This is a genomic window from Methylocystis bryophila, assembly GCF_027925445.1.
GTDB classification, from domain to species: domain Bacteria; phylum Pseudomonadota; class Alphaproteobacteria; order Rhizobiales; family Beijerinckiaceae; genus Methylocystis; species Methylocystis bryophila.
This window is the reverse complement of sequence record NZ_AP027149.1, coordinates 497,724-514,488: the sequence shown is the minus strand read 5'-3', so window position 1 is coordinate 514,488 and position 16,765 is coordinate 497,724. Positions and strand designations below refer to the sequence as shown.

The 16,765-nt window shown below is 66.6% G+C and carries 18 protein-coding genes; 3 read left to right on the top strand and 15 right to left on the bottom strand.

All coding sequences use genetic code 11. From position 1 onward, the window contains the following. Positions 1-70: 70 nt before the first annotated feature. The 3 genes from QMG80_RS02370 to QMG80_RS02360 all read right to left on the bottom strand — a co-directional run bounded on the left by QMG80_RS02370 (position 71) and on the right by QMG80_RS02360 (position 3,754). Positions 71-679 carry a hypothetical protein gene (locus QMG80_RS02370; protein ID WP_085771361.1) on the bottom strand — a complete coding sequence of 203 codons (609 nt, stop codon included), beginning with the start codon at positions 677-679 and terminating at the stop codon, positions 71-73. Then, positions 666-3,287 (bottom strand): leucine--tRNA ligase, encoded by a 2,622-nt coding sequence (leuS, locus tag QMG80_RS02365; RefSeq protein WP_085771360.1) that lies wholly within the window; start codon positions 3,285-3,287, stop codon positions 666-668. The genes QMG80_RS02370 and leuS overlap by 14 nt, the downstream gene beginning before the upstream one ends. A 248-nt stretch (positions 3,288-3,535) precedes the next feature. Next, complete coding sequence (locus tag QMG80_RS02360; protein WP_085771359.1) at positions 3,536-3,754, bottom strand: GCG_CRPN prefix-to-repeats domain-containing protein; 219 nt, start codon at positions 3,752-3,754, stop codon at positions 3,536-3,538. A gap of 242 nt (positions 3,755-3,996) precedes the next feature. Between QMG80_RS02360 and QMG80_RS02355 the strand changes: the two genes are divergently transcribed. Then, on the top strand, positions 3,997-4,176 hold the full coding sequence (locus QMG80_RS02355) for a hypothetical protein (protein WP_085771358.1): 180 nt from the start codon (positions 3,997-3,999) through the stop codon (positions 4,174-4,176). Between the two features lie 131 nt (positions 4,177-4,307). Here the strand turns inward: QMG80_RS02355 and QMG80_RS02350 are convergent, their stop codons facing one another. From QMG80_RS02350 to QMG80_RS02320, 7 genes are all read right to left on the bottom strand, one after another. Further along, entirely contained in the window at positions 4,308-4,526 is a 219-nt protein-coding gene (locus tag QMG80_RS02350; protein ID WP_085771357.1) for a hypothetical protein, read from the bottom strand. A gap of 13 nt (positions 4,527-4,539) precedes the next feature. Next, positions 4,540-5,100, bottom strand: a complete 561-nt coding sequence (locus QMG80_RS02345) for an NADPH-dependent FMN reductase (RefSeq protein ID WP_245300171.1) — start codon at positions 5,098-5,100, stop codon at positions 4,540-4,542. 72 nt (positions 5,101-5,172) lie between these two features. Then, positions 5,173-5,682 carry an NADH-quinone oxidoreductase subunit B family protein gene (locus QMG80_RS02340; protein ID WP_085771355.1) on the bottom strand — a complete coding sequence of 170 codons (510 nt, stop codon included), beginning with the start codon at positions 5,680-5,682 and terminating at the stop codon, positions 5,173-5,175. Between the two features lie 12 nt (positions 5,683-5,694). Then, positions 5,695-7,209, bottom strand: coding sequence for a hydrogenase large subunit (locus QMG80_RS02335; protein WP_085771354.1), 1,515 nt, complete (start codon positions 7,207-7,209; stop codon positions 5,695-5,697). Positions 7,210-7,242: 33 nt separating this feature from the next. Continuing rightward, on the bottom strand, positions 7,243-7,617 hold the full coding sequence (locus tag QMG80_RS02330) for a hypothetical protein (protein ID WP_085771353.1): 375 nt from the start codon (positions 7,615-7,617) through the stop codon (positions 7,243-7,245). 6 nt (positions 7,618-7,623) lie between these two features. Next, positions 7,624-7,941 (bottom strand): helix-turn-helix domain-containing protein, encoded by a 318-nt coding sequence (locus tag QMG80_RS02325; RefSeq protein ID WP_085771352.1) that lies wholly within the window; start codon positions 7,939-7,941, stop codon positions 7,624-7,626. A 164-nt stretch (positions 7,942-8,105) separates the two neighbouring features. Next, a complete protein-coding gene (locus QMG80_RS02320; protein ID WP_085771351.1) occupies positions 8,106-8,570 on the bottom strand; it encodes a flavodoxin family protein in 465 nt (154 codons plus the stop codon). 179 nt (positions 8,571-8,749) lie between these two features. Here QMG80_RS02320 and QMG80_RS02315 point away from each other — a divergent pair, with 179 nt between their 5' ends. Then, entirely contained in the window at positions 8,750-9,334 is a 585-nt protein-coding gene (locus tag QMG80_RS02315; RefSeq protein WP_085771350.1) for a TMEM175 family protein, read from the top strand. Between the two features lie 78 nt (positions 9,335-9,412). Here QMG80_RS02315 and QMG80_RS02310 read toward each other — a convergent pair whose 3' ends face one another. Together QMG80_RS02310 and QMG80_RS02305 are read right to left on the bottom strand one after the other, a co-directional pair. Continuing rightward, positions 9,413-10,798 carry a M20/M25/M40 family metallo-hydrolase gene (locus tag QMG80_RS02310; RefSeq protein ID WP_085771349.1) on the bottom strand — a complete coding sequence of 462 codons (1,386 nt, stop codon included), beginning with the start codon at positions 10,796-10,798 and terminating at the stop codon, positions 9,413-9,415. Positions 10,799-10,982: 184 nt separating this feature from the next. Further along, on the bottom strand, positions 10,983-11,531 hold the full coding sequence (locus tag QMG80_RS02305) for a hypothetical protein (RefSeq protein WP_085773620.1): 549 nt from the start codon (positions 11,529-11,531) through the stop codon (positions 10,983-10,985). Between the two features lie 153 nt (positions 11,532-11,684). On the opposite strand from QMG80_RS02305, the gene QMG80_RS02300 reads away from it, so the two are divergent. Beyond that, positions 11,685-12,176 (top strand): peroxiredoxin, encoded by a 492-nt coding sequence (locus tag QMG80_RS02300; protein ID WP_085773619.1) that lies wholly within the window; start codon positions 11,685-11,687, stop codon positions 12,174-12,176. 268 nt (positions 12,177-12,444) lie between these two features. Here QMG80_RS02300 and QMG80_RS02295 read toward each other — a convergent pair whose 3' ends face one another. The 3 genes from QMG80_RS02295 to QMG80_RS02285 are packed head-to-tail and all read right to left on the bottom strand — an operon-like array spanning position 12,445 to position 16,665. Continuing rightward, positions 12,445-13,491, bottom strand: coding sequence for a lipocalin-like domain-containing protein (locus tag QMG80_RS02295; RefSeq protein WP_085771348.1), 1,047 nt, complete (start codon positions 13,489-13,491; stop codon positions 12,445-12,447). Next, positions 13,481-15,934 (bottom strand): FtsX-like permease family protein, encoded by a 2,454-nt coding sequence (locus QMG80_RS02290; protein WP_085771347.1) that lies wholly within the window; start codon positions 15,932-15,934, stop codon positions 13,481-13,483. The genes QMG80_RS02295 and QMG80_RS02290 overlap by 11 nt, the downstream gene beginning before the upstream one ends. Continuing rightward, the gene (locus QMG80_RS02285) at positions 15,931-16,665 is read right to left on the bottom strand and encodes an ABC transporter ATP-binding protein (protein ID WP_085773618.1); all 735 of its coding nucleotides are present in this window, start codon (positions 16,663-16,665) and stop codon (positions 15,931-15,933) included. The genes QMG80_RS02290 and QMG80_RS02285 overlap by 4 nt, the downstream gene beginning before the upstream one ends. Positions 16,666-16,765: the final 100 nt, after the last annotated feature.

Genomic DNA, 16,765 nt, shown 5'->3' with positions numbered 1-16,765 from the left:
GTGTGCGGTTACGCGCGACGAAAATGTTTAAGGGACCGCGCTGCGAGCGACGCGAGCCGCGGCGGCTTGGTTAACGGACCGACAAGTCGACAGGGGGCGGGTTCTGCGGTCCGCCGAGGGCGACCGCGAGCCGCGTTTGGATGCTCTCGGCGATGACTTTGGCGTCGCGGATCTCGGCGTCGCGGGCGGCGCGGACATTGGCGAGCCGGTTGCTGAAGCGGTCGTAGCTCGCGAGCGACAAGGCCGTGCCCTCCGTCACGAGCTTGCCGTCGGGTATCGTGACGAGCCTGTAGTCCGCCTTGATGACGACGGAAGCCGAGGTCGCGCGCCCCGTCACCGTGTCGACGATCGGCGTGCGCACCTGCTCGCCGAGCTTCACCTCGAGCCGATAGCGCGGCGTGAACGCCGCCCCGGTTCCGTTGAGATCGAAGATCAGATCGTCCCGCACGTAATGGCCCATGCGATCCGGGATGGGCCCCACCTCGATCGAGGCAAGCTGGTTTGCGAGGTCCGGGGCGGAGGAGAGCGGGCCGTACATCGGCTCGATGCAGCCCGCGAGCGTCAGCGTGGCGAAGCCCGCGGCCAGTCGTCGCAGGAAAAGGTTCGAGACCCGCGCAGGCACCGGGCGATCCCGCCCGATCGCGGCGTGATCGAGAAAACGTGGCCTAGACGACGACATTGACGATCCTGCCCGGGACGAGAATGAACTTCTTCACGGAGCGGCCTTCCAGCGCGCGCTGAACGGCCTCTTGCGCCAACGCCTCGGCGCGCACGGCTTCCTCGCCCGCGTCCCTCGCGACGAGAATCTCCGCGCGTCTCTTGCCGTTAACTTGCACGGGCAAGCTTATCATTTCCTTTGCGACCAAAATTGGGTCGGCCTGCGGCCAGGCGGCTTCGGCGACGAGACCCGCCGCGCCGAGGTCCGCCCAGCATTCCTCGGCGACATGCGGGGTCATCGGGGCGACGAGCCGGATCAGGGCCTCCGCCGCCTCACGATAGGCCCAGGCGGCGTCCGGCCCGACGCCCGCCTCGGTCACGGCGTCGAGCGCCGCGGTCAGCTCATTGGCGAATTCGCGGATGCGGGCGATGGCGCTGTTGAAGCGCAGCCGTTCGACGTTTTCCGTGACCTGAGCGATGGCGCGGTGGGTCGCCTGGCGGAGCGCCGTGGCCTCTGGCGAAAATTGCGCGGGCGCGACGGTCCCGGCCGGCGCGGCGACTCGGCCGAGCTCGCCGGTGAGCCGCCACAGGCGCTGCACGAAACGCCAGGCCCCCTGCGCGCCCTCGTCCGACCAGATCACGTCGCGGTCGGGCGGGCTGTCGGAGAGGACGAAGAGCCGGGCCGTGTCGGCGCCATAGCTTTCGATGATGTCGTCAGGGTCGACCGTGTTCTTCTTCGACTTCGACATCTTCTCGATCGGACCAATCACGATCTCGGAGCTGTCCTCGATCAGGAAGGCGCGCCGCCCGTCGGGCCCCGCCTCGATCCTGATGTCGGCCGGCGAAACCCAGCCGTCCGGGCCCTTGTAGGTCTCATGGACGACCATGCCCTGCGTGAAGAGGCCGGCGAAGGGCTCGGCCAGGGCGCCATGGCCGGAATCACGCATCGCCCGCGCGAAGAAGCGCGAATAGAGCAGATGCAAAATCGCGTGCTCGATGCCGCCGATATATTGATCGACCGGCAGCCAGCGCGCGGTCGCCTCCTTCGAGGCGGGCGCCTCCTGATTGTGCGGATCGGTGAAGCGCGCGAAATACCAAGACGAATCAACGAAAGTGTCCATCGTGTCGGTCTCGCGCCGCGCGGGCTTGCCGCATTGCGGGCAGGCGACGTGCTTCCAGCTCGGATGGCGATCGAGCGGATTGCCCGGCTGATCGAAGGAGACATCCTCGGGGAGCCTTACCGGCAGGTCCTGCGTGGGGACCGGCACGGCCCCGCAGGCGTCGCAATGGATGATCGGGATCGGGCAACCCCAATAGCGTTGGCGCGAGACGCCCCAGTCGCGCAGCTTGTAATTGACCTTGCGCTGGCCCTGGGCTGACCCGAAGAGCGCGGTCGTCTCGAGGCGCCGCGCCACCTCCTCCTTGGCCTCCGCGACGGTCTTGCCGTCGAGGAAGCGCGAATTGATGAGCCGCCCGTCGCCGTCGATGGCCGTGTCGCTAATCTTGATCTCCGCGGGGTCCGTCCCCTCGGGGCAGACGACGGGCGTCGCGCCGAGCCCATAGGCGTTGGAGAAATCGAGGTCGCGCTGATCATGCGCCGGGCAGCCGAAGATCGCGCCCGTGCCATAGTCCATGAGCACGAAATTCGCGACATAGACGGGCAGCGTCCAGTTGGGATCGAAGGGGTGGATGGCCCTCAGTCCGGTGTCGTAGCCCTTCTTCTCGGCGGTCTCGATCGCCGCGACCGAGGTGCCGATGTGGCGGCACTCCTCGATGAAGGCGGAAAGCCTCTCGTCCTTCTCGGCGGCGGCCCTGGCCAGCGGATGGTCGGCGGCGATGGCGACGAATTTCGCGCCGAAAAGCGTATCGGGGCGCGTCGTGAAGACCTCGACCTCGCGCGCCTCGCCGAGCGGGGCGGCAAGCGCAAAGCGCAGCAGCAGACCCTCCGAGCGGCCGATCCAATTATGCTGCATGAGCCGCACTTTTTCGGGCCAGCGCTCGAGCGTGTCGAGACCCGAGAGCAGTTCCTCGGCGTAATCGGTGATCTTGAAGAACCACTGCGTCAGCTCGCGCTGCTCGACGAGCGCGCCCGAGCGCCAGCCGCGCCCGTCGATGACCTGCTCATTGGCGAGCACCGTGTTGTCGACCGGGTCCCAGTTCACCTTGGACTGCTTTCTGTCGACGATCCCCGCCTTGAGGAAATCCAGGAAGAGCTGCTGCTGGCGGCCGTAATATTGCGGATCGCAGGTCGCGATCTCGCGCGTCCAGTCGAGCGAGAGGCCGAGCGATTTCAGCTGCGCCTTCATCGTCGCGATATTGGCGTAGGTCCATTCCGCAGGATGGCGTTTCCCCGCCATGGCGGCGTTCTCGGCGGGCAGGCCGAAGGCGTCCCAGCCCATGGGATGCAGAACGTCGAAGCCTCTGGCGCGCATGAAGCGGGCGATGACGTCGCCCATCGAATAATTGCGCACATGGCCCATGTGGATGCGCCCCGACGGATAGGGGAACATCTCGAGCACATAGTATTTGGGTTTTTCCGGATGCTTGCCGGCCTCGAAGGTCCGCGCCTCGTCCCAGGCCTTGCGCCACCGGGGTTCGGCGACGGCGAAATTATAGCGATCGGGTCTCATCGGAGCGCCGCGGGTCTGATTGTGGGGTTGCGGCTGTAATGCAGGGCGGGGGCCGGGTTGTCAAAGGCGGCGGCGGGATTTGCCGGCGAGGCGCCGCGCGGATCGGCAGCGCGTCTTTGAAAGCCAAAGCGAGAAAGAGACCAAGACAAACAGCGCGGACTGCGGAGCGCCGCTTGCAATGAGCTCGACTTGAATCAGCCGGTCGAGCTCACGCAGGAGTCAGAGCGCGCCAAAAAGGACGCGTCTCATCAGAAGCAACGCAGCGTGCCGTTGGGCATGCGAACGGCCGGATGCCCCGTCCTTCTGAGGCACCAAGCCTGGTTTTGACCTCCGAAGACGCAATAGCCCCACGCATTGCGATGGCCGTTCGGCCCGCAGCCCCCCAGCGCGAAAGCCGGCGTCGCCGCCGAAAATACCGCGGCCGAAAGAATTGTGGCGCCGAGCAGCGCAGCAAACAGTTTTTTCATGACCACCCCCTTTTTGCCATTCTCATGAACGGCTATGCTTATGCTAACATGGGAGAATAGCGGCGCCTACGCCGGCCCGGGCCCATCGGGCCTTAACCTAAATAGGCCCGCGTCAGCGGGTTGCGATCCCGTTAGGCGGCGCACGGCGCCCGTCCACGGAACTTTCCGGCCGTAGCCGCGTTTCCGCTTCGGAAAATGCGTAGTCTCCAAAGCGGGGACGAGGGCAACCGGGGGAATGTAGAATGAACCGAAGATCCTTCCTGACTGGCGCAGGGCTCGCCGCCGCAGCACTTGCGGCCTCCGGCGCCGCGGTCGCCGCGCCGAGCCTCCCGCTCCCGGAAAAGCTCGTGCTCAACGAGGAGATCGAGAACGTCTGGTGGTATCGCTGGCGCGCGCGTCGTCGTCGCCGCTGGCGCTGGTGACGACGGGAGACTGAGTCCTCTCGCGAGCCGCCCCCTCCCCAACCCTCCCCCGCTTCGCGGGAGAGGAGGTTGGGCCGCGCACGACATCGATGATTTGGGTCACGGCTTTTGACGCAGGCGATCTCCTCGCCTCATCCAAACTTCGCCTTCCGCCATCTTTGCAGGGCGACAAGCGACCAGATCGCCTCGACGAGGCCGAAGGGCCAGGCGCCCTGCAGAAAGCCATAGATCGAGCCGAGCGCGCAGGCGGCCGCGAAACCGAGGATAAACCAGCGGCTGCGCGCCTCCAGCGCATAGGTCAAGAGCATCGCCGTCACGGAGAAAAGCCCGAAGGCGGTCAGGGCGTCCATGGATCGCTTCCCTTCATCTCTTGGCGAGGACGCGTTCGGCGAGCGCCGCTACCACGCTTTGGATCTCGGCCCGGATTTCTGCGCAGGAGATGAGGCCGTCAGCGCCGATGGCGTCCCGAGGCGTGGGGATATCCTTGCAGGCGCCCGCGACAATCTCGGCGCCGGCGCGCTCCAGCACGATGCGCAGCGCGCGATAGGTGTCTTCCGAGCCGCCAAGGGCGGAAGGGTTGATCCAGCCGACGGGGCGCTCATAGAGGCTCGCGCCGCCGACCGTCCAGTCCAGCAGATTCTTGAAGCTTCCGGGCAGCGATCCGGCGTATTCGGGCGTCGAGACCAAGACGGCGCAAGCGTCATTCAAGGTCCGGCGCAGATCGGACACGGGCTCGGGGAGCGGCTCGCGATCGTCGTCGGGGTTGAAGTGCGGCAAGTCCGCCATGCGACGATAGATCAGAGTCCCGACCTCGCTGGGGGCCAGGGCTGCGGCGGTGGAGATCACCGCGCTGTTGACGGAGCCGCCTCGCAGGCTGCCGGAAATCAGGACGAGGCGCGGCCGCGCGGTCGTTTCTCTCGACAAGCCATCGTCCATCCGCAGCCCCCGAATCGTGGTGAGGGAATCAGAGTTTCGACCGACGCGCAACGGGCGAGGTCAGGCTTCGACGAGCGCCAGAAGCCCTTTGAGCAAGGCCACGGGATCGGGCGGGCAGCCGCGAATGTGGAGATCGACCGGGAGCACCTCTGAGACGGCGCCGACGCAGGCGTAGCTGCCGGCGAAGACGCCGCCGTCAAAGGCGCAGTCTCCGACCGCGACGACCCATTTGGGATCGGGCGTCGCGGCATAGGTCCGCTCCAGAGCCTCGCGCATGTTCTTGGTGACCGGGCCGGTGACCAGCAGGACATCGGCGTGTCGGGGCGAAGCGACGAAGCGCAGACCAAATCGCTCAAGATCGTAGAACGCGTTGCTCAGCGCGTGAATCTCGAGCTCGCAACCATTGCAGGAGCCTGCGTCGACCTGCCGGATCGAGAGGCTGCGGCCCAGTCGTCGACGCGCCGCTCGCGCGAGAGACGCGCCGAGCTCTTCGCGGAGTGACGCGTCGGGGGACGGCGCCCTTTCCGTGAGCGGCCATCGGAGCAGGCCTTGGAAGAGAAACTTGCGCATGATCGCGCCCGCCTAAAGGTCCTGCCCCGAGTAGGAGCAGTTGAAGGATTTGTTGATAAGCGGGAAGTCCGCGACGATATTGCCCTCGATCGCCGCCTCGAGCAGGGGCCATTGGAACCAGGACGGGTCGCGCAAATGGCATCGCGCCACCGCGCCCGAGGGGTCGAGCCGAGCCCAGACGAAAATATCGCCGCGAAAACCTTCGACGAGCGCTGCGCCTTCCCGGGTTTCCGGCGGATGAGGAATCTCTGTTCTGATCTCTCCGTCCGGCAGGCGATCGAGAATCTTCTCGATGAGCGGCAGAGACGCCCTGATCTCATCGAAGCGCACCCACACGCGCGCGTCGACGTCTTCGTCTTCCGAGGCTCCGAGCTCGAAGGGCAATTCCGAATAAGGCGCGTAGCCGGGGAAGCGGCGCGCGTCGAAGGCGCGGCCCGAAGCGCGACCGATGTAACCGCCGCAGGCGTATTGGCGCGCGAGCTCCGCGCGCAGCTTTCCGGCGCCGACCGTGCGGTCTTGCAGCGAGGTCGTGTCGCCATAGAGCCGAACGAGATTTGGAATGAGCTTCTTCGCATAGGGCAAAAGCGCGAGAAGCGCGACATAGCCTTCTCCGCTCAAGTCGGAGGCGACGCCGCCCGGAACGATTTTGTCCATCATCAGCCTGTGGCCGAAACATGCATTGGCGGCTCTCAGGATGCGCTCGCGCAGGACGCCGCAATGAGCGTGCATGAGCGAGAAAGAGGCGTCGTTGCAGATCGCGCCGATGTCGCCAATGTGGTTGGCGAGCCGCTCGAGCTCCGCCATCTGCGCGCGCAGCCACACCGCCCGGCGCGGAATCTCGACGCCCAGCGCGGACTCCACCGCCTGCGCGAAGGCGAGCGAATAGGCGACCGTGCTGTCGCCCGACACGCGGCCCGCGAGACGCGTCGCTCTCTCGAGCGACGCGCCGGCCATTAGCTGTTCAATCCCCTTGTGGACGTAGCCCAAGCGCTCCTCGAGGCGAACGACGAGCTCGCCGTTGGCCGAGAAACGGAAATGGCCCGGCTCGATGACGCCAGCGTGGACCGGACCGACCGGAATCTGATGCAGCGGAGCGCCCTCGGCGCTCAAGAATTCATAGGCCGCCCCGGTCGGCTCCGAGCTTTGCGGATCGCGTCCAGGTCGCCGCAGGCCCCAGCGCCCGTGGTCGAGCCAGGGACGCGCGTCGGGCAGGCTCTGGGCGACGAGTCCGTAGATGTCCTGGATCGTCCGCTCCAATCGCATCGCTGGCGGATGCAAATGAGCGACGGATGGGAAGCGTCCTTCCGGGCATTCAAAGCTCACGATGCCGATCTCTCGGGACTCATGGTCGAGGATCGCCATGTGAACCTCGGCTCCGTCGCTCCAAAGACTCAGGAGATCGCCCTGGCCCTTGCTGATCTCGCGGATCGCCCGCAGCCACCCCGTCTGATCGACGACGTGACGCGCCCACGGCGTCGACGGCCCGGCCTGCCGCCCGCTTCGCATGGTCTCGCGCAACGACATCATGTCCTTGGGGCTCCTGCATTTAGAGTCTTCTGCTTAGGCGGGATTTTTTTCAAAAACCGGTTCCCACTTTTTGGAAATCGCGCCTATCCCGGCAACCGCGCGACGTTTTGAAACCAGCTCACGAGATGCGGCGGAAGATAAGGCCCCGCGAGCAGCACGAGAGCCAGATGCGCGAATAAGGGGACGGACGGACGTCTTGATCTTCTCGGCGCGGACGATCGGTTCGCCGAAGGCCATACCGATCAAACGTAGGAGCAGCGAGCCAAAAGCCATGAGCAGCCCGAAGATGAGGGGGATGACGCGCTGCGGCTGGCGCGCGAAGGTGGGGTTTCGTCGATGCAGCGTTATGGCGAGCCCCCCGACCGCGAGCGGCGCCGCGACGCACAGCAAGGCGATGGTCAGGGGCATCGGGGTCTAGCTCCCCTCGCGCATCGGCGCGCTATCGGCGCGTTCGTCCGATTCCGCGCGCTCGCGCCGAAGGCCCATCAGTTTTCGCAAACGAACTCCGCGCCCCTCCCCCTGGCTGACGGCTCCTTCGCCGATCAGCTCTATGCCGACGCTTTCGAGCGCGGCGATGAGCTTGGTCAGGGAGTCTACATTGCCGCGGATGAGGTCCTCGCTGGTCTCCATCCGTTGGATCGTCGGCAGCGATAGGCCGGAAAGCTCAGCGAGCTTGCGCTGATCCAGTCCCACGAGCGCGCGCGCCGCGCGGAGCTGCGCAGCGGTGATCATGTCTGAAACATCATTTCTTGGTGTAGATGCATTAGAATTGATGCATACAATGTGAGCTGTGGCCGCGCAAGGCTGTAAATTGGGCTTTCGGCTTAGTCCGGCGGACCGGCGCGAAGACGCGTGTAACGGGATGCGGCGGGGGCTTGGGACCGGCGCGGAGCGCGTCAAAAAATCCCCGCGTCTAGGCCGGCGGCCACGAACATGCCGAGGTCGCGAGCCTCCTCGACGAATTCCTCGCGCCAGGGGCCGCGGCAGATCAGCGGCTCATGGACGCTGCGCCAGCGCAAGCCCGTCGCGATGCTTTCGACCGCGCGCCGCGTTCCCGTGCCGTCGCTGCCGGCGCGGATGAAGAGGGCATAGGGAAGCCCCTCGGTCTTCTCGAGCAGCGGATAGTAGCAGCGGTCGAAGAAATCCTTCAGCGCGCCGCTCATATAGCCAAGGTTCTCGGGCGTGCCGAGGAGGATCGCCTGAGCGGCGAGCACATGCTCCGGTCTGGCGTCGAAGGGGCTCAACGCTTGCGCCTCGACGTCCTCGATCTCGGGAGCCCGCGCGCCGGCGAGCGCGGCGTCGCGCAGCCGCTCAATGTTGGGCGACGGCGCATGGGCGACGATGAGCAGGCGTTTGGGCATGAAGCGGATTCCCTCTCCCCGTTTTGAACGGGGAGAGGGTTAGGGTGAGGGGCTTGGCGCCTTTGCGCAAGCCGGCCTATCTCTGTTGCATACGGTTTTTGCACGTCGAGCTGACGATCTTACGGCCCCTCTCCCCAGCCCTCTCCCCGCAAGCGGGGCGAGGGAGTCTGCGAGCTTAAATGCGCACGGAAAGATTGACGGCCTTCAGTGACGGCGTGCTCGCCATCATCATCACGATCATGGTGCTGGAGCTAAAGGCCCCGCATGACGCGAGCTGGGAGGCGCTGCAACCGCTCGCGCCGACGTTCCTCGCCTATGCGCTGAGCTTCGCTTATGTGGCGATTTATTGGAACAACCACCATCATCTGCTGCATGCGGCGCGCTTCGTCACCGGCGCGATTCTCTGGGCCAACACGACGCTCTTGTTCTGCCTCTCGCTTGTCCCCTTCTCGACCGCCTGGCTCAGCGAAACGCATTTCGCGAGCGCTCCCGCGGCGCTTTACGGCGTGACGCTGCTCGCGCCGGCTATTGCTTATTTCCTGCTGTCTCGCCTGCTTATCGCCGCCGGCGCGCTCGCCCCCAAGGTCGTTGAGGCGATCGGCAAGGACTGGAAAGCGCTGATCTCGATTGCGTTCTATCTCGCCGGCATTGCGGCTAGCCTCGTCTCTCCCTACGCCGCCGTCGTCCTCTATGCGCTCGTCGCGGTGATGTGGTTCATCCCCGACCGGCGCATCGAAGGGCGGCTCACGGCCGGTGGAGAGTAAGCGCGAACGAGTCCATTAAGCTCGCACGCGCCCGTGAGATCGAAGGCTACAAAGACTTTCCCGCGTCAAGAAGCCCCATCACCCCGCCAGCGCCGCAAGCACGCGCGCCCAGCTGCGCGCGCCCTTGTGGAACGAGGTCAGCGAATATTTCTCATTGGGCGAATGGATGCGGTCATCGTCGAGCGCGAAGCCGATCATGAGCGCGTCCATGCCGAGCGTTTCCTTGAAAGCGCCGACGATGGGGATCGAGCCGCCGCAGCCGACGAGCGCCGCGTCGACGCCCCATTCCTCGGCGAGCGCTGCTCGGGCGCGCGAAAGCTCGGGCGAGCTGAAGGGAAGGCTGAGCGCCCCAGACGCGCCATGCGACGAAAACTCCGCCTTCACATCGGCGGGAAGACGCGCGCGCACGAAGGCGCGCAGGCTCTCGAGCACCTTCTCCGGGTCCTGCGTACCGACGAGGCGGAACGAGAATTTGGCGCCGGCCTTGGCGGGCAGCACAGTCTTCGTGCCCTTGCCCATATAGCCGCCATAGACGCCGTTCACCTCGCAGGTCGGGCGCGCCCAGATCTGCTCCAAAGCGCCGCGTCCGCGCTCGCCCGCGACCGTCGTGAGGCCGAGGGCCGAGAGGAAGGCCGTCTCGTCGAAGTCGAGCCCGCGCCACTGCGCCGCCACATCCGCGGGAATCTCTGGCACGCCCTCATAAAAGCCCGGCAGCGTCACGCGGCCCTCGGCGTCGTGCAGATTGCCGATGATCTTGCTCAGCACATGGATCGGATTGACGATGGGGCCGCCGAACATGCCGGAATGGAGATCGTGGCTCGCCGCCGTCAGCACCACCTCTTCATGCGCAAGGCCGCGCAGCATCACGGTGATCGCCGGCGTCTTGGCGTTCCACATGGAAGTGTCGCAGACGAGCGCGAGCGAGGGCTCGGAGAGCTCCTGCCGGTGCTTCGCGAGGAAGCCCGGCAGCGAAGGTGACCCCGTCTCCTCCTCGCCCTCGAAGAGGAAAGTGACGTTGCAAGGCAGGCCGCCATTCGCCTCATAAGCGCGGCAGGCCTCGACGAAGGTCATGAGCTGGCCCTTGTCGTCGGAGGCGCCGCGCGCCACGATTTCCTCGCCGTCCTTGCCGCGTCTCACATGCGGATCGAAGGGCGACGTCTCCCAAAGCTCCAGCGGATCGGCGGGCTGCACGTCGTAATGGCCATAGAACAGCACATGCGGCGCGTCAGGTCGCTTCGCCTTGGCGTGGCCGACGACAATCGGATGGCCGGGGGTCGCGCGCGACTCGGCGAAATAGCCGAGACCTTCGAGCGCCGCGACGAGCCAGCCGGCGGCGCGCTCGCACTCCTTCGTATAGGCCGGGTCCGTCGAGACCGACGGGATGCGGAGCAGTTCGACGAGCCTCCCCTTGGAGGCGTCGATATTGGCGTCGATGGTGGAAAGAACGGAAGCGAGATTTGCCATGCGGGGCCCTTTCGTTCCCCTCTATACAGCATGATTCGGGAGGGCGTCGCCCTCGCCGGCGCCGACCAGCGCCCTCAGCCCGGGGAGTTCCCGCAGGCCGCGTCTCGAGGGATGGCTCGTCCTTCGAGACGGCCGCTTCGCGGCCCCTCAGGACGAGGCGGCTCCCCGGGACGAGGGTGCGGGATCACGCCGCCGCCGGCAGCGTGTGGACATGCACGTCCTTGCCCGAATGTCTTTCCAATATCTCCTGCGCGCTCAGTTCTTGCGTGGGATCGGCGCAGCGGACCCAGAGCAGCAGTCCGCCATGGGCGATCTGCTGCGTGACGCTTTCAGCATGCTCCGCCCCGAGGAATTTTGCGAGCAGCTCACCGAGCAGTCCCCCCGCCCCTGCTCCGACCCCCGCCGCCAAGAGCGCGAGGGCGAGCGCTCCGCCGGATGCGGCGACGACCCCCGTGGCCCCAAGCGCGCCGAGCAGCCCAAGCGCGCCGATTGTGGCGCGTTCGGCTTCTTCGACCGGCGCATAATGGGCGCGGGGCGCGGCAGGGTCGTCCTCGAGCTCGGAGACTCTCTGATATTTGTGACCAAGCTTGGCTTCCACGCTCTCCTCCGAAGCCAGGAGGCTCAGCGCGTCGCTTGGAAAGCCTTCGGCGAGCAGCTCATCAACAGCGCTTTGCAGGCTCGCCGCATCGGCGAAGACCCCTACCGCCTCGCGACTCCCACTGCTGGCCGTCATCGCTCCCTCCGTTTCGAGCACGGCGGCGAATCTAAAGCCCCTCGCGCGCAATGCAAGCAACAGCCCTCGAGCTTGATCGCGCCGCTGGGCGTCTCATGTTAAGGAGCGGGCGGGCGCGGGATGCTCGTAAAATTTTCACGCAAGGAGAAACGCATGCCCCTTAAGGCCGGAGACAGAATTCCCGAGGCGACCTTCACGATCATGGGCGCGCAGGGCCCCGAGACGGTGAAGGCGTCGGACTATTTCAAGAACCGCAAGGTGTTGCTTTTCTCGGTGCCGGGCGCCTTCACCCCGACCTGCCATAAGACCCATCTGCCGGGCTATGTCGAAAAGGCCGATGAAATCAAGAAGAAGGGCGTCGGCGCCATCGCCGTCGTCGCGGTGAACGACTGCTTCGTCCTGGACGCCTGGCTCGATTCGACCGGCGCCAAAGGCAAGGTCGACGCGCTCGCCGACGGCTCGGGCGAATTCGCCAAGGCCACGGGCACGGACCTCGACCTCACGGCCTATGGGCTGGGCCTGCGCTCGAAACGCTATGCCGCGCTTATCGGCGACGGCGTCGTGCTGTGGATCCATGTCGAGGACGATTCCAGCAAGGCGACCGTCTCCAGCGCCGAAGCGGCGTTGAAGCATTTGAACGTGTGAGCAGGCGCGGCCAGTCGAGCGCAGTCTGTAAGCTGGCGCCGCACTCAGAGCCGACAGCTTCGGTAAACCTTACATCTCTTGGCGGAGCATTTTCGGCGAGACGGATCGGTCTTTGTCAATGACGGCCTGTAAGGCCGCCGCCGAAGGCGGTGCGCTTCGCGCATCATTGACAAAGGCCGACCGCTCGCCATGCTCGCCGCCATAAGATGCAAGGCGTAATGCGAGCTGCTTCGATGGAAGCGCAGCGTGCGCCGCATCGCTTCCCTTCTCAATACCCTGTCATCTCCAAATACCCCTCGCCCTCATGGCTGCCGCGAAAGCTGATCGGTCCTTCCCAATAGGGATTGCGTGAGCCGTTCAAAGCGCGCGGGTTGAGCGGCGTCGTCTCAAGATCAAGGCCAAGGCTCTTGACCGTTGCGCGCCAGCGCGTCGGCAGCTTGCGATCGCCAATGGCGGTGTCCTCCAGAGGCGTGAGCGCAATCTCGTCTGAGGACAGCGCGCGCGTTGCGCCGTCGGGCTCGATCCAAGTGCCGGCCAGATGGTTCGTCGCGCCGCGATAGCGAAACAGCATCAGCTTGTGGCCATCCGCGAGATGCAGCGCGAACCAGTCCCAGCCTTTCTGATCGGGGCTCATCGGCTGGCTCGCCCATTCGTGATCCATCCAAGCGCGGCCCGTCACCTTCGCCTCGCGGCCGCGTAGCGTGATCACGCCCTCAACAACGCGAAAGAACGGCTGGCTGTAATAGTAAGACGCCTGCCCCTGGTCGGACTTGCGGCTGAAGCCCTGATCGCCGTGCAGAACGAGCGGGCCATCCGCTAAAAGATTGAGCCGATAGGCGAAGTCTGGCGCTTTGGCCTCGATGCGCCAGAGCCCGTCGCTTTGAGAGAAACTCCAATCGTCGATGAAGGCTTCAAAGGGCGCGGCAGACACCCCCGCCTGCCCCACGCCGCCGCGCGCGAGGGTCGAGGCGAAGACATGATCCGAAGCGCTCGTCGCCGCCGCATGGCCCATATAGACGTTGCGGTCGGCCCAGCCTTGTCCCTCTGCCCCCGGCTGCAAGGCGATGCGAAACAGTGTCCATTGGGCGCCATAGCGCGCGCCGTCCTCGCCCGTAAGATTGGCGGTCAGATACCACCACTCGATACGAAAGCCGGGATGCGCGCCGTGATCCTGCGGAAAGACGAGCTTTCTCCCGGGCAGCGCCGGCTCGAAGCCCTCCGCTTTGTCTCCGAGCCCTGCGTAGCCCTCGGCGCGGACCTTGGGAGAGGCGAGAAGCAGCAGCGCGGCCAAAGCGCGGCGGCGATCAAGCGTCATCTTCAAAGGCTTTCAGCAAGGCGGCGGGCGGCGTTCTCGCGAGACGCAGCGCCGGGAGCGCCGCGGAGAAAAGCGCCGCGAGGAGGGCGAGAGCCAGCATCTGCATCCATTGCCCCGGAAAGACATGATAGGGCAGCCGCCAGCCGAAGGCGCGCACATTGATCTCGGCGACGAGAACCCACGCCATCGCAAGGCCGAGCGGCAAAGCGCAGAGCGCGGTCGCGCAGGCGAGCGCCAGCACGCGCGCAAGCTCGAAGAGCGCGAGGCGCCCGCGCGTGACGCCGATTGCAAAAAGCGGCGCAAGTTGCAAAAGTCGCATATTGGAAAGCGTCGCCAAGCTCGCGAAGAGCGCGACGCTCGACACGAAGAGCGTCAGCGCGCCAAGCGCAGCCGTCACCGCGAAAGTATGGTCGAAGATGCGCAGCGACAGCGCTTTGACGTTCGCCTGATCCATCGCCCGTGTGAGCGCGGGGCCGAAGCGCGAGCGTAGTTCGGCGAGGAGGTTTGGGGCGGCTTGCGGCGCGACGCGCAGGCTCATCGCGACGCGCTTGAGCTGTGGCCAGTGGCCTGCAAGCGCGTCGAGATCGACGCGGATCTGCCCTTCGGGATTGCCGTAGTCGGGATAGATTCCGACGATTTCGAGAGGCCATGCACCTTGCGGCGTCGGCAGCTCGATCGTCGCGCCGAGTTCGAGCTTGAGGCGGCGCGCGAGCTGCTCGCTTGCGAGCGCCGCTTGGCCCGAGGCGATGCGCTCCCAGGCGTCGGGCTTCGCGGCGAGCGTCGGGAAATGCGCGCGATAGGTCTCGCTGGGCTTGAGCCCGAAGACCTCGACGGGCCAGCCGGCGAGCAGGGAGGGCGTGCGCGCCGTCGGCAGGATTTCTTGAACCTCCGCGCGGGTCGCGAGGAATTGCGCAATCCGCGCCGCGTCCGCGTCGCTCGCGGCTTCGAGATAGGCTTCCGCGACGAGGCGCTCGTCGAGCCAGGAGACGAAGCTGTCGCGAAAACCCTCGACCATCGCGCCGACGCCGATATTCGTCGCGAGCGCCAGGAGCAGCGCGCCAAGCGCCAAGGCGAGCACCGGCGTTTCGGCGCGGCATTCCGCCCAAAACCATTGCGCAAGCGGCCCGCGCGCGAAAGCTTCGCCGAGCCGCATGGCGCCGGCGACGAGCGCCGGAAAGAGCAGAATCGCGCCCAGCGCGAGGAGACCGACCACCGCAAAGGCGGCGGCGAGGCTTTCGAAAAGCGACAGCGTCGCTAGGGCGGCGGCGAGGGCGAGAAGGCCCGCCAGCGCGCGGAGGGGAACGTCGATCGGACGCGCCTGCGGCCGGGCGGTCTCGTTGACGGGCAGGCGTAGCGTGCGGAGGAGGCCGCTCGAGGCCGCTGCGACAGCGCCGAGAAGGGCGACGCCGAGCGCGAGCGCGGCCCAGCGGGGCTCGAGGGGCAGAGCGCGGTCGAGATGGGCGCCGTAGAGGCTCTCTAAGCTCGCCGCGACGTCCGGCAGGAGCGCCGCGGCGATAAGGCGGCCGAGCGCCAGGCCCAAGGCCCCAGCGACGAGGCCGAACAGCAAAGCTTCGAAAAGCAGCGCGAGGCTCAGCGCGCGCGCCGAGACGCCGATGGCGCGCAGCGTCCGGATCGTCGGCAGGCGCTGGGCGAAGGCGAGGCTGTTCGCGGCATAGGCGATGAAAAGCCCGACGAGAAAGGCGAGCGCGCCGAAGGCCGAGAGATTGAGGTGGAACGACTCCGTGAGCTTTTCGAGGCCGGGCGTCTCCTCGCGCTCCTGGAGCCGCAGCGCCTCGCCGACGACGGACGCGAGCGGCGGCGCTCCTCGCTCGGCCCCGGCCTCCATAACCAGGCGGGAGAGAAGTCCCGGCCGGTCGAGCAGTTCCTGCGCGACGCCAATGTCGACGATCAGATAGCCCGGCGGCGCGGAGGGGCTTGCAACGAGGGGCGGTAGGCGCGCGCTCCGCTCTGTTTGCGGGCGGTCGCCCTCCCGCGCGGACAGCGCGTGGAGCGTGCTCTCAGCGAGCAGCGTGACGCCGGGGCCTTTGAGGAAGCGCTCCGTCCCGGCGCTTTCGGCGAGCGTCCGCAGCCGCGTGTCGCTCGGCGCCGTGATCGGATCGACGCCGAGCAGCGTGAAGGCGCTGTCGCCTACGCGCAGCGTCCCTTCGAGCACGGGTGAGACCTTCCAGCCGGCGCGGCGCAGTCGGACGTAAAGCTCCTGCGGGAACAGCCCGCCATGCGGCGCGACGAGGCTTCGCGTCGAGGCTTCGTCGACGAGCGAGGCGGCCTCGGCGTAGCTCGCGCGCGCCTTGGCGTTGAGCGCCTCGACGCCCGCGAAAAGCGCCGTCGCCAGCGCCAGGCCCACGAAAAGCGCGGCGAAATTGCCGGGATGGCGGCGCCAATGGGAAAGCAGCGCCAGCAGCGCATAGAGGAGCCGCCTCATGCCGGCGCCATCACGCCATGCTCGAGCCGCGCGCGCCGCGCCAGGCGGCCGGCGAGCCTCGCGCTATGCGTCACCATCAACAGCGCCGCGCCCGAGGCCGCGACGAGGTCGAGCATCAACGCCAGGGCCTCGTCGCCCGAGGCTTCATCGAGATTGCCGGTGGGCTCGTCCGCAAGGATCAGCTTGGGCTGGGCCGCCAGCGCCCGCCCGATCGCGACGCGCTGCTGCTGGCCGCCGGAGAGCGCCTCCGGATAGCGCGCCGCAAGCCTGGCCAGTCCGAGGCGCTCGGTCAGCTCCGCCTGCCAGGCGGCGTCGAGCCGGCCGCAGAGCCGCGCCTGAAAACTCAGGTTTTGGGCGACGGTGAGGCTCGCGATGAGGTTGAAGCGCTGGAAGACGAGCCCGGTGTTCTCTCGCCGCAGTCTTGCGCGCTCGGCTTCCCCAAGCTCTCCGAGCCTCGCGCCGCAGAGCCGTATCTCGCCGGCGTCGGCGGCGTCGAGCCCGGCGGCGAGATTGAGCAGCGTGCTCTTGCCGCTCCCCGATTCTCCCATCAACGCCAGCGTCTCGCCCGGTCCAAGCGAAAGGTCGACGCCTTTGAGGATTTGCAGCCGCCCTTGCGGGGTCACGTAGGATTTGACGACTCCGCGCGCCTCGAGGAGGGGGGCGGGAATTCCCTCTCCCCGCCTGCGGGGAGAGGGCTGGGGTGAGGGGCCGGGGATTTTATCCTGGATCATTGTCACGCCTTCGAACGCTTTGATCCCCACGGCATTTGAGCAGACACTGCAAGCCCCTCACCCCGCCCTCTCCCCGCAGGCGGGGAGAGGGAGCAGATTG